This window comes from Methylococcales bacterium, assembly GCA_030949405.1.
Classification (GTDB): domain Bacteria; phylum Pseudomonadota; class Gammaproteobacteria; order Methylococcales; family Methylomonadaceae; genus WTBX01.
Window position 1 is genome coordinate 108,607 of record JAUZSN010000002.1, and the last position, 12,820, is coordinate 121,426.

13 protein-coding genes and 1 pseudogene are annotated in these 12,820 nt (G+C 37.2%); 9 read left to right on the forward strand and 5 right to left on the reverse strand.

The window, feature by feature from the left end:
* Positions 1–41: 41 nt before the first annotated feature.
* Positions 42–1,025 (reverse strand): EF-P lysine aminoacylase EpmA, encoded by a 984-nt coding sequence (gene epmA, locus Q9M50_00630; GenBank protein MDQ7089144.1) that lies wholly within the window; start codon positions 1,023–1,025, stop codon positions 42–44.
* The gene (gene efp / locus Q9M50_00635) at positions 1,025–1,594 is read right to left on the reverse strand and encodes an elongation factor P (protein ID MDQ7089145.1); all 570 of its coding nucleotides are present in this window, start codon (positions 1,592–1,594) and stop codon (positions 1,025–1,027) included. The genes epmA and efp overlap by 1 nt, the downstream gene beginning before the upstream one ends.
* Positions 1,595–1,715: 121 nt before the next feature.
* On the opposite strand from efp, the gene Q9M50_00640 reads away from it, so the two are divergent.
* From Q9M50_00640 to Q9M50_00665, 6 genes are read left to right on the forward strand one after another with little or no spacing between them, the layout of a single operon-like run.
* On the forward strand, positions 1,716–2,495 hold the full coding sequence (locus Q9M50_00640) for a prepilin-type N-terminal cleavage/methylation domain-containing protein (protein ID MDQ7089146.1): 780 nt from the start codon (positions 1,716–1,718) through the stop codon (positions 2,493–2,495).
* On the forward strand, positions 2,389–3,345 hold the full coding sequence (locus Q9M50_00645) for a type II secretion system protein GspK (GenBank protein MDQ7089147.1): 957 nt from the start codon (positions 2,389–2,391) through the stop codon (positions 3,343–3,345). The genes Q9M50_00640 and Q9M50_00645 overlap by 107 nt, the downstream gene beginning before the upstream one ends.
* Positions 3,326–4,426, forward strand: coding sequence for a PilN domain-containing protein (locus tag Q9M50_00650; protein MDQ7089148.1), 1,101 nt, complete (start codon positions 3,326–3,328; stop codon positions 4,424–4,426). The genes Q9M50_00645 and Q9M50_00650 overlap by 20 nt, the downstream gene beginning before the upstream one ends.
* Positions 4,413–4,778: a hypothetical protein gene (locus Q9M50_00655; GenBank protein ID MDQ7089149.1), complete on the forward strand. Its 366-nt coding sequence runs from the start codon at positions 4,413–4,415 to the stop codon at positions 4,776–4,778. The genes Q9M50_00650 and Q9M50_00655 overlap by 14 nt, the downstream gene beginning before the upstream one ends.
* Positions 4,723–4,995: a GspMb/PilO family protein gene (locus tag Q9M50_00660; GenBank protein ID MDQ7089150.1), complete on the forward strand. Its 273-nt coding sequence runs from the start codon at positions 4,723–4,725 to the stop codon at positions 4,993–4,995. Before Q9M50_00655 ends, Q9M50_00660 begins: the two co-directional genes overlap by 56 nt.
* A 1-nt stretch (position 4,996) precedes the next feature.
* Positions 4,997–5,641 carry a hypothetical protein gene (locus Q9M50_00665; GenBank protein ID MDQ7089151.1) on the forward strand — a complete coding sequence of 215 codons (645 nt, stop codon included), beginning with the start codon at positions 4,997–4,999 and terminating at the stop codon, positions 5,639–5,641.
* Between the two features lie 352 nt (positions 5,642–5,993).
* Here the strand turns inward: Q9M50_00665 and Q9M50_00670 are convergent, their stop codons facing one another.
* Entirely contained in the window at positions 5,994–6,776 is a 783-nt protein-coding gene (locus Q9M50_00670; protein MDQ7089152.1) for a TIGR00266 family protein, read from the reverse strand.
* A 210-nt stretch (positions 6,777–6,986) separates the two neighbouring features.
* Positions 6,987–7,121: pseudogene (locus Q9M50_00675) on the reverse strand (GYF domain-containing protein).
* 406 nt (positions 7,122–7,527) lie between these two features.
* Here Q9M50_00675 and Q9M50_00680 point away from each other — a divergent pair.
* Genes Q9M50_00680 through aroC form a run of 3 tightly spaced genes read left to right on the forward strand, consistent with a single transcriptional unit; the run spans position 7,528 to position 10,199 of the window.
* A complete protein-coding gene (locus tag Q9M50_00680; GenBank protein ID MDQ7089153.1) occupies positions 7,528–8,091 on the forward strand; it encodes a hypothetical protein in 564 nt (187 codons plus the stop codon).
* Positions 8,092–8,151: 60 nt separating this feature from the next.
* On the forward strand, positions 8,152–9,081 hold the full coding sequence (gene prmB, locus Q9M50_00685; protein MDQ7089154.1) for a 50S ribosomal protein L3 N(5)-glutamine methyltransferase: 930 nt from the start codon (positions 8,152–8,154) through the stop codon (positions 9,079–9,081).
* Between the two features lie 29 nt (positions 9,082–9,110).
* On the forward strand, positions 9,111–10,199 hold the full coding sequence (aroC, locus tag Q9M50_00690; GenBank protein ID MDQ7089155.1) for a chorismate synthase: 1,089 nt from the start codon (positions 9,111–9,113) through the stop codon (positions 10,197–10,199).
* Positions 10,200–10,292: 93 nt separating this feature from the next.
* On the opposite strand, the gene Q9M50_00695 is transcribed toward aroC, so the two are convergent.
* A complete protein-coding gene (locus tag Q9M50_00695; GenBank protein MDQ7089156.1) occupies positions 10,293–12,674 on the reverse strand; it encodes a tetratricopeptide repeat protein in 2,382 nt (793 codons plus the stop codon).
* Between the last annotated feature and the right edge of the window lie 146 nt (positions 12,675–12,820).

Here is a 12,820-nt window from a genome sequence, read left to right on the forward strand (position 1 = left end):
CATAGATTATAGCATGGTCTTTATCTTATCAAAGACCCCCCTTAAGCTCGGTTAATCGGAAACGTTAATACATCGTCAATCGTTGTTACCTCGGTTAATAACATTAATAGACGATCAACGCCTATGGCCACACCACAACAATCAGGAAGTCCTTCCTCTAAGGCGGCCAAAAAATTTAAATCTTTAGTGACTGAGGGGCGGTTATTTTTCGCTCTCACGCTAATTTCATGTTCAAAGCGGGAATTTTGTTCAGCCGCATCCGCTAACTCAAAAAAACCATTACCGAGTTCAAGTCCCTTAATAAAAACCTCAAATCGATCGGCAATTTTAGAATCTATCTCATTAATACGAGCTAATGACGCTTGAGAGGCTGGATAACTATGAACTAAATAAAGATTATTACCAAGTAACGTGGGTTGAATTTTATGGCTAAAAATAAAATCTAACCATAAATCAAGATCATCCCCACAAAGAGCAATCGCCTCTGGAATAGCCTGATTATGGGCATAATTTTGATAGTGTTCGGGACTATAGGTGAGCGCGTCCAACCCTGTTTTTTGTAAAAATAAATCCTTATATGCGATTTTTATCACATTTTTTAAGTTTAAAGTAGGCTCTAAAAGCGTTTTCATTAATAACGCAACCTCATCCATGAGTTCCGATAAATTAAACCCCACGCGATACCATTCCAAAAGCGTAAATTCAGGGTTATGAAATCGCCCTGATTCCCCATTTCTAAAGGCTTTACACAATTGATAAATGGAGCCACTGCCCGCAGCCAATAAACGTTTCATTGCAAACTCAGGTGAGGTTTGTAAATAAAGCGTTTGTTGACAAGGCGAGTGATGATAGCTACTTTTAAAAAAATCGAGTTGGGGATCGGTCCCTGTCGCCTGCGATAATAACGGCGTTTCAACTTCTAATACCGCTCTTTGTGCAAAAAATTGACGAATAGAGGCAAACACTTGCGCCCGTTGTCGCACTTGCTTTAACTGACAACTCGGTTGCCATAACGTATTGGACACTAGTTTTTTACACGCCCAACATAGTCGCCATTGCGGGTATCCACTTTAATCGTTTCACCAATTTGAACAAATAAAGGGACACGTACCACCGCGCCTGTTTCTAACGTTGCAGGTTTTCCACCCCCGCCTGACGTATCACCTTTTAAGCCAGGGTCGGTATCCGTAATGGATAATTCAACAAAATTTGGCGGTACAATAGACAGCGGCAGATCATTCCACAGCGTCATCGTACAAATATCTTGGTCTTTTAACCATTTCATCGCATCTTCAACGGCCGTTTTATCGGCTTGATATTGCTCGTAAGTCTCTGGCACCATAAAATGCCAAAATTCGCCATCTGAATATAAATACTGCATATCTAACTCAACCACATCCGCGCCTTCAACCGACTCACCTGATTTAAACGTTCGTTCAATAACGCGACCTGTTTTCAAATTTCTAATTTTAACGCGGCTAAATGCCTGACCCTTTCCAGGTTTTACAAATTCATTTTCTATAATTGCGCAAGGATCTGTATCAATCATAATTTTTAAACCTGATTTAAATTCATTGGTACTATAAGTCGCCATTTCTTTCTCGTAAAATCAAACAAAATTTTCAACCAACTATTATAATAGAGCGGGCTAATGATATAAACTAAAACAATATATTTCGCTTGATTTTTCTAACTACCCCCACAATCACTCATAAATGCAGGCTGTTCACATAAAATCGAGTCAAGGCTTTACTTTAATCGAAGTCCTCATCGCTTTATCCCTTCTAAGTGTGATGATGCTTATGTTATTTGCGGGCTTAAGAATCAGTGCAAAAAGCTGGGATAAAGGGGAAAACAAACTCACCGAGGTCGCTGAAATGTCCTCTACCGCTCATTTTTTTCATAATCAATTAGCGGCCTCGTTACCTTTATGGGATGATTTCACAACCAAAATAAAAGAATTTTCGTTTCAGGGAACTCAAAATACCCTGCAATTTGTCTCAAGCTTACCTGCAAGTTCAAGACGACTCGGATTGCAACGGTTTAATGTTCGCTTAAAAAACACTAAAATTGAGGTTTCGATTCAACCTTTTTACCCTACGTTAGCCGATGACGCATGGAAAATAGAGACGGTCACGTTAGTCGATAATATCGGCTCCTTAACCTTGCGCTATTTTGGAAGTAAAGAACCCAAAGAGCTGCCCGTATGGCAAACAAACTGGCACTACGATCATTTACCTAAATTAATTGCCATTACGATTCAACCGCTTAATGAACATTATTGGCCTCAAACCCTCTTAAAACTTAATAATGAAGAAGCCCCTAAAAAAGCCTTAAATGTGTTTGAAAAAGCCCTTAAAAGGTCAAAACAGAATGGAAATTCACCGAGTGAAAAAAACACCCCCTTCACAAAAAGGCGTGGCCTTAATACTGGTTTTATGGGTCTTGACCCTCTTAATTATTATGGCGGGCAGCTTTACTTTAGGGATGCGTAGAGAAACGCGTATTATCGCTAATTTACGCGATAAAGCTCAAGCTATTGCCCTTGCCGAGGCGGGAATCACCTTTGCTCAACTTAATTTATCCACCCTTGATAAAGCACAACGCTGGCGGGCTAGCGGGCATATTTACCCTGTTCAATTTAATCAGGCCACTATTCGGGTTAAAATTCAATCCGAATTCGGGAAAATAGATATTAATAAAGCCAATGAGAAATTATTAACGGGAATGCTCTTGCAAACCGATATTGCCCCCGAAAAACACCCCGCTATTGTCAATGCTATTATAGATTGGCGTGATAAAGATGATTTAATTAGAATTGATGGTGCGGAAAAAGCGACCTATCAATCCGAGGGGTTAGCCTACGCACCCCGAAATAAACCATTTCAAACCATTGAGGAACTTCGACTCGTATTAGGGGTAACACCTGAACTTTTTGAGCAACTTAAAACAATGATAACGGTGTATTCACGCCAACTAACGGTGGATTTAAAAACGGCAAGCCGTGCGGTCTTGTTAGCCGCAACGGGGTTAGAGGCTGAGCGGATTGATTCCTATATCGCTGAGCGGGTTGAAAGTGATATTAACCATTTACCGACCCCTGCTTTAATAACAACAGGTACTCAATCTAAAAAAAATGCACAAGAAATTTATACAGTGATTGCTGAAACGCAACTTAATAACGGAGCAAAGGCGCGCATCCAAGTGGTGATGAAAAAAAAATCAGACCCATCTAAACCGTTTATTATTCTTGATTGGAAACGCTATGCAGCCTTAAAAACTTCTCTTTTTTCAAAAACGATGTCCCTCTTACTGATACCTGAAGATGCTGAACTCAACCCTTGATAGTCTCGTTATTAAAAAATTTTTTCATTGGTGGAAAAAAGAGCTCGCTTTTTTAATCCCTAGTGCGATTAGTCGCCTTTTTAACGACACCGCTGGGATCGTCATTATTCAAATCAAAGATGATGAACTCTATTTTAATTTTACCGATCATAAAAAACAATCGAAACACATTCACTTACCCCTTAATGAACAAGGTTTAATTGATTATCAGCAATTAAAATTGGATAACCCCCTGTTAGAAAAAGCGAGGGTTATTTTTAGGCTCAATAAAAATGAGGGTATTTTAAAAAAATTAACCTTACCTAAAGCCGTTGAAGAGAATTTAACGCAAGTCATTGCGTATGAACTCGATCGCTATACGCCTTTTAATCAACAGCAGGTTTATTACACGATAAAAAAAATAGCCGCCGAAACTGATAAAATTAATCTTCAACTTATTTTAACCCCTAAAAATAATTTAGATCGGGGCTATGATAGCCTAAAATCATGGGGGATTAACCCTTGGCTGGTTGACTATGAAGGGATGCCAAATAATTTACAAGACGACTATGAATACTATAATTTATTACCTGAAAGTAAACGCTACAAAGCAAACAAAAAAGCCTTAATTTTTCAATCCGCCTTAATAGGGGGAATTTTTATTTTACTCAGCAGTATTCTTGTTTTACCCGTGTGGTTTCAATACCAATCAGGACAAACCTTAGATCGTAAAATTTATAAAATTAAACGACACGCGATGGAAGTACAAGAGTTACAAAATAAAATCGCGGTCTTATCCGAAAAAACAGATTGGCTCATTGCTCAAAAACAAAACTACCCACCTTTAATTGAGATATTAGAAACCATCAGCCAATTACTTAAAGATGATACCTCGTTAACGATGATTGTTTATAAAAATAAAAAACTACATTTAACAGGTGAGTCACCCGCAGCGTCCACACTGATTAAAATACTTGAATCTTCCCCCTTGTTTTCAAATGCTGATTTTGAATCGACGGTGACTAAAAATAAAACCACGGGATTAGAGCGATTTAGAATTGTTGTTAGTGTCAATGCAAGAGAGAGCGATGAAAGCGAGTAGTCTTGAACAAAAACAAAAATGGTTAGCGGTTGGTTTGTTAATGAGCGTTATTGCCTTAGTGTCCGCGCTTATTATTTATCCTATTTTATCATTAGGGCTGGAGTATAGGGAAATAAGACGCGATCATATTTTTAATTTTAGGCGTTACCAAAAAACCTTAAAGAAAAAAGCCGCGTTGACGAAAAACTTTGAAATTGTGACTAAAAAATACAGTGAACAAAATTATTTTTACACCAATGAAACCATTGCATTAGCCTCTGCTGAGTTACAGTTATTAATAACCACAACCATTGCGGATGCGGGGGGGGCAAATTATTCGAAAAAGTTCATCTTCAAAAAAATTAGAAGATAATTTCACCCGAATTATTATTGATGTGAACATGACGGTCACAATGGATGCGTTAAGAACGATACTCTATGACATTGAAACCATGACGCCCTTTGTTATTATTAATCATATTCGGATAAAATCAGGGCCCAAGAAAAGAAACATTAAAACGCGAAAATTAGAATCGACCCAGCAATTGACGGTCAACTTTAAAGCCTCTAGTTTTGTGGGAACCCACTAAAATGAATGTTCAATTAGTTAAAACCCTTGCTTTTATCGCCCTTATCTTAAGTGTGATTATTATTGCTGAATTTTCTTATGCCAATTATTCCCGTTCTAAATTAAAGCGTGAATTAGCAGGTATTGTTGCAGGCCACGTAGAAATGGAATCCTTACCTTCGATTAATTTAAAGGAAAAACCCGTAGATCATTATTCGGATCTGATTAAGCGTCCTTTGTTTAATCATAATAGGCAACCCTTTGAAGAAATTATTGAGGTAAGTACCACTAAGCCCTCCGTTAAAAAAACCACGAAATTTAAACATGAGCTTATTGGTATTTTTGGTCACCACGGGCAAACTAGCGCGTTATTCCGTAATAAAAAGGCTCGAAATATAAAAACTAAGAATGATCGCTTTTATACGGTTCAAGTTGGACAACGTATTGAGGGTTGGTTAATAAAAAAAATAAATATAAATAACGTGGTGATTGAAAGTAACGGTAAATTAGAAACGGTTGAATGGTCTAAAACAAAACCGAAAGTATTTAAACCCTTTAAAAAGGCGATTTCAAAAAAATCAACGGCTAAAAAGAAAGTTCCTGTTAAAGACAATCCTTTTATGAGGAAAAATAAAAAGGTTAAAAAGCAATACTTCGGACAGTTTTAAAAAAGATAGCGGTCTTAATTCTATAAGACATTGATTTTAAAGGGTTTTATATTTACGAGGCGTGTTGGTAAATTCTTTTTTAAATCAATGGGTTACAAAAACTGTCCGAACTATTGAAAAAGAAAACGATTAGATAGGCTGTTAACGCTACCAACTTAAGACGGGGCAAGTTGAGATTAAGCCGTTCGTACTGAGCCTAGTCGAAGTATGAACGGTTAAGCCTTGCTCCATAGTATCCCGTCCTAAGTTGGTAGCCGATTAGGTTACATACTTTTTGTAACCCAACATGTTATAAAATGATAGCGTACACGGGTTTATTGCATTAAAGAGACGCAAGACCTTTTAAAGCTAATTAAAAATTATCACCATCAAGAAGATTCCCTAATCCGCCAAGTACAGACCCCTCACCCTGTGATCCATTATTTTGTGGTGCGGCGGCCAACATACGTCCCGCAAGACGTGAAAAAGGTAAACTTTGTAACCATACCGTCCCCGGCCCCGTTAATTTTGCAAAAAAGAGTCCCTCACCACCAAATAACATCGTTTTAACCCCACCTACTTTTTCTATTTCATAATTAACAGTTTGTGTAAGTGCGGCTAAACATCCTGTATCAACATGAAGCATTTCACCCACCGCTAAATCAATTTTACGCAATGTCCCACCCATGTGAACAAAGACCCAGCCCGTTCCTTCAAGCTTTTGCATAATAAAACCTTCACCGCCAAATAACCCCGTTAATATTTTACGTTGAAATTGAATACCAATTTGTACCCCCTTTGCAGCCGCTAAAAAACTATCTTTTTGACAAATTATTTTCCCCTCATAATCACTTAAATTAAGCGCGATAATAGTCCCTGAATAGGGCGCGGCAAAAGCAACTCGCCCCTTCCCTTTCGCTTTTTGAGTGAAAACGGTGATAAATAAACTCTCATTCGTTAATAATCGCTGCCCCGCGCCTAATAAACGACTCATAAATCCTTGTTTATTGCTACCTGACCCATCGCCAAAAATAGTTTCCATCGCTATATCCGCCGTTTTATACATCATCGCCCCAGCTTCTGAAACCACACTTTCATCAGGGTCTAATTCAATTTCAATAAACTGGGTTTCTGCACCATAAATTTTATAATCTATCCCCTCAGTATAATCCCCACACCCAAACCCAATTGAAACCGCATCAGACGAGGTTTCAGATCGATTAATTGATGAGGGGACAGGCATTGAGGTTATAGGCGCGGATTCAATAATGGGTAACGTGGTTGGTTTTGAGGTAATCATCGTGGCAGGTGGCGGAGGAAATGGCGTAATCCCATCTTTTTTCATCCGCCGAATTTCAGAAACCTCAAAAACGAGCTGCCAATCCGCCCATCCTTGCTTCCAACAATAAGCCCCAGGGTTCTCTCTAACAAAGGCTTTAGCATAATCCCTATTATGGGGGCCTGTTATTGTCTCTTTTTGTGAAAAAAACCATTCATTCATTGTTTGACTCCTTATCGTTATTTAATTTAATTTAAGGATAAGAATTTAATAACATCCAAACGCTCTTAATTTCTTATTCCCTAATGATAGCTAACTATTTGTTTATTTAATTGCAAAAATTTCTTGGAATTGTGAGTTTCGTCACTAAATAGCCTGTAAAATATAACGATTCAGTGTATAAAAAGTTGTTGTTCTCAATAGATGAAAATTTAAGTTTAGATCCTTACCAATTTAAGACGGGACACTATGGTCGGAGTCCAATAGCTTTAGCGGTTGGCGAGTCACGAAAATAGCTAAAGCTATTTTACTCCCCACTATTTTTTAAGAATAAAGTGTAAACTACTTTTAAGCTAAATGAAGGATGCCGAATCATTGAATAATATTTTTAATAGTCAGGTTTAAAATTATGCAAAATAAAAAGTTTTTAATGCTAAGTTTATTAGCATCGCTTCAAATAAGTTGTACGGGACGCTCACAACCCCTTCCCATTTTTCCCTCGCGTCTCCCCTCGGTTCCAGCCCCTATAAAACAGCCACCTATCGTCAGTAATCGACCGCAACCTAACAATAACCCCCTCCCACCTGTTATTATTGAAAAGAAAATTCCCCTTAGAAAAACCATTATCAACCGACCTCAACCAAAACCTTTATCCCCTGCTGTGATTGCTTTGGTCTCAAAAGCGGATAAAAATATAAGCACAGGGCAGTTAGAATCTGCTGTGGTCAATATAGAACGCGCCTTAAGAATTGAACCTAGAAATGCTCACTTAACCTATAAATTAGCAGATTTACGACTTAAACAGCAACAACCTCAATTAGCTGAAAATATTGCTAGAAAATCCGCGTTATTAGCTGCGGGTGATAAAGTGTTAAAAAAACAAAGTTGGCTCTTAATTGCCAAAGCAAGACGCTTACAACAAAATTATGAAGGTGCAAAAGAAGCGCAATTAAAAGCCCAAAATATAGATTAATTAATAATTTTTGATTAATTTAGTTTAAAATAAATCTCTTTTTATCTTACTCTTTAAACTATGAACAGTACCCATACGGATGTCAGTGAAACCCTAACCACGATAAAGGATTATATCCGCTGGGCATCGAGCCGTTTTGCGAATACAAATATTTTTTTAGGTCATGGAACCGAAAGCCCTTTAGATGAGGCGGCGGCCATTGTATTGCATACCCTACATCAGCCTTATAATTTAGCCGACCACTATTTAGATGCCGTTCTTACCTTAGATGAGCGTCAACAGATTATTAGCTTGATTGAAAAACGCATCGTTGATAGAAAACCTTCCGCCTATTTAACCTATGAAGCTATTTTTGCAGGGCTTTCTTTTTATGTTGATGAACGGGTTTTAATTCCACGTTCACCCATTGCTGAATTAATTGAAGATTTTTTTCAACCGTGGGTTAATGAGTCTGAGGTTTTTACTCTTTTAGATTTATGCACAGGGAGTGCCTGTATTGCGATTGCCTGTGCGTATGCCTTCCCTGAAGCTCATGTTGATGCGGTTGATTTATCGACCGATGCACTGGAAGTTGCAGAAATGAACCGTAAAAAGCACCAGTTAGAAGATCGGTTAACCCTTTATCATTCGGATTTATTCACTGAATTAGACAAGAAACCTTACGATATTATTGTGAGTAACCCGCCTTATGTTAGCATTAGCGAATGGCAACAGCTTCCTACCGAATTTCATGCGGAACCTGAAATGGGCTTTACAGGCGGCGAATCAGGGCTTGATTTGGTTTTAAAAATTTTAGCTCATGCCCCTGAATATTTATCTGAACAAGGTATTTTGGTGGTTGAAGTCGGCAGCAGTTCCGAAACTTTACAGAATAAATTCCCACAAATTCCTTTTTATTGGTTAAATTTTGAACGAGGAGGCGATGGCGTATTTTTATTGACCGCTAACCAACTCAAAACTTATCATTCAGAATTTAAGCCCTTTCTTTAATCTCCCTTAATTGGTTACAACTACATATTATGTCTGGAAATACCCTAGGAAAATTATTTACTGTGACGACGTTTGGCGAAAGTCATGGCGTTGCTTTAGGCTGTATTGTTGATGGGTGTCCTCCTGGAATGTCATTGTCCGAAGCGGATATTCAAGCCGATTTAGACAGACGAAAACCTGGTACATCAAGACATACGACTCAACGCCGTGAAGCGGATGAGGTCGAAATTTTATCAGGGGTTTTTGAGGGTAAGACGACAGGAACGCCCATTGGCTTATTAATTAAAAATACCGATCAACGTTCTAAAGACTATTCAGAGATTGCAAAAACATTTCGCCCCGGTCATGCAGATTTTACTTATCAAGCTAAATATGGTTTTCGAGATTACCGTGGCGGGGGACGTTCTTCTGCCAGAGAAACTGCTATGCGAGTTGCAGCGGGGGCCATTGCTAAAAAATATTTAAAAGAACACGCCGAAATAGAAATAAAAGGCTACTTATCTCAATTAGGCCCGATTAAAATAGACTTAATTGACTGGGCTGATCGAGAAACCAGTTCATTTTTTGCCCCTGATGCCAGTAAAGAGCAGCAACTGGCGGATTATATGGATACGTTACGCAAAGAAGGCAATTCTGTTGGCGCGAAAGTTAATGTGATTGCAAATAATGTTCCAGCGGGGTTAGGTGAGCCTATTTTTGATCGGTTAGATGCTGACTTAGCTCATGCATTAATGAGCATTAATGCGGTTAAAGGCGTTGAGATTGGCGATGGATTTGACTGTGTTCCTGCAAAAGGAACCGAGTTTCGTGATGAAATCACCCCAGATGAGTTTTTAAGTAACCATGCGGGCGGAATCTTAGGCGGTATTTCTAGTGGTCAAAATATCGTTGCGAGTATCGCGTTAAAACCAACCTCAAGTTTACGATTAGTAGGACGGAGTATTAATACCGAAGGTGAGGCCATTGAAGTGGTCACTCAAGGTCGTCATGATCCTTGTGTGGGTATTCGAGCCACGCCGATTGCAGAAGCGATGATGGCCCTTGTTATTATGGATCATTTTTTGCGTCACAGAGGACAAAATAATGACGTTAAATCAGGATTACCTGCGTTAAAATAACGTAAAGGCGCGTCGATTGAGGGATGCGAATTAAAAACAAATGCGCCAGAGTATGATAGCCGACACCCTGTCAGCTATCACGCTCCTTTAATTTTAGTTCGTTGTATTTTTAAGTTCTTTCATAAAAGCAATCGCTTGTTCTTTTTCAGCAAAATTATTGGTTTTCTCACCAATTAATAACGCCTTTTCAAGTTGAGAAATGGCTCCTGATAAATTATTCATTTTATAATTTATTTTTGCTAAATGGTATCTAAAAACAGCGATTTTACGCTCTTTAGCAATCACCTCGGTAAGAATTTCTAAGGCTTCTTTATCACGATTGTTCTTAAATAATACCCAAGCATAGGTATCAAGCGCGTAAACATTTTCTAAATTTTTAATATCCTGAGTTAACACTAAGGCGCGCGCTAAATTTGCCTTCGTAGGGAAATAATCAACTAACAAGGAAGCTAAATTATTTGTTACGCGTTCATTTTTAGGGGATATTATTAAAAAATCATCATAAACCTTCACAGCCTCTTTATACTTATGATTATTATAATAAACCGTGGCTAAATTCACGACAAATGAAGTTTCCTGTGGAAGATTTTTCATTCCTCTTCGATAGGTAGCCATCATCTTTTCTGGCTCTTTTTTTGTTCTAAAATATTTAGCTAAATCCTCATAGAATTCGGGTATTTTTGGCCACTTATTATTCGCCTTCGTTAGCGTCGAAAAAATGCTATCAAAATTTTTGTCTTTTGCAAATAAATGGACTTGTAAAGCAATGGCATAAGGATTTTCTGGATGTAATTTTATATATTCAACCAAATAACTATGCATTAAAGGCCGTTGCTTCAAAGCTTCATAACACAACAACATACTTTTCAGCGCATCGGATAAATTAGGGAACTTAATTAAAACTTCTTTATAGGTATCAGCAGCCTGCTTATATTTTTTTTGTCCTTGTAAAATCTTTGCCTCAACATACTTAGAATAATAAATCCCTTCTGATTTTGTATTCATAAATTTAGCAACCTCCTGTGTTCCCTTCCAATCTCCTTGTCTAAGTCTAATATCAGCAAGTTCTAATAATATTTGTGGACTGTCCTCATTTTTTGATAAATACCCTATTAATATATTTTCAGCTCGCACAAGTTCTCCTTTCTTTTTTAACGCTGAAAGAACAGGTATAATTGCCATTTTGTTACCAGGGTTTGTTTCAAGGGCTTTACGAAAATAATCGTTGGCTAATTCGGGGGAACTTCTTTTTAAATAAGCCTGTGCTAATAAGACCATAGCATCATCAGAATTGGGGTTATTTTTTAAAATATCCAGTAAATCAGCAATAGCCTCATCATATAAGCCATCTTTTAATTTCAATACACTTTTTAACAAAAGCCCAGTAAGATGTTGATTATTTTCGGCTAGAACCTCTTCAATAAGGGCAGAGGCAAGCGTTACATCCGTTTCAAGTGCCGCTAGTTTGATTTTTGCATTTAAAACTGCCCCTTTATCCTCTGTATTTTTAATCAGTAAATTAAGTTGCGTTTTAGCTTTTTCAGGTTGTTTCTGAGCAAAATAAAAACGTGCTAATTTAAAATAAAATTTAGCTTCTTTTGGCATTTGCAGTAAATAGTCTTTTATGGTTTGTTCAACTAATTGCGGTTTTTTAATGGTTAAAAATTCAATAAAAGCTAACTTCGGCTCGATATGCTCAGGGTTTTTATTGACTACATTTTCAAAAATAGCGAACGCTTTATTATCTTCTTTATGTTGTATATAATATTTCCCGAGCTTAAAACTAAATTCAAAATTCGTTGGGAAACGATCAATTAAAGTTACATAATACTTTTTAATGGCTTCGTTATCTCCCATTTTGTTAAGAATATCTAACTTACGCAAATTTAATAAAATTTCAGTCGGGTTAGCTTTAAGTGAATTTTCAATGATTTCTAATGATTCAGCATATTTTTCTTGCTCTAAATAAATACCTACCTTTAAAGAAGTTGCATTAAAATTACCTGGGTTTTTTGATAAAATAGTCTCCGAAATAATTAAAGCCTCATCGACTTTATTTTGCTTTAATAAAATACTACCTCTTATTATCTGAGCCTCAAGGTTATTTTCATCAAAAGCCAGTAGCGTGTTAATTCTCTTTAACGCCTCCTCATAATCTTTATTAATAAAAAATAAGGTTGCTAACTGTAAATGTGAGTTAACATGCTTTGGATTTACTTGAAGTGCCAGCAACAACTGCATCCTCGCAGAGTCCCATTTTTTTTCATTTAGGTAAATAAGGGCTAAATAATAAAAAGCATCCGCCTGTTGATCATCAAGTTGAAGGGCATTTTTAAATTCTAATTGGGCTTTGTCATAGTCTTTTTGTTCATACAGTGTTTTTCCACTTTCGATATACGATTGAGGCGTATTAGAATCCCCGCAACCTACTAATAAAGAAGCTATAAAAAAAATAAGTATTTTTATAAAGTGCATTATTTAACCTTGTCTATTTTTTAATTTTATCATTAATTATTTAATTACCCACTGAAAATATGCTTTAGTTTATTTTTTAAACCAATAACTTATCTTTCGTTGATAGCTGATTATGTCGCAATTAAATTTTTCTCTGAACGCAAATC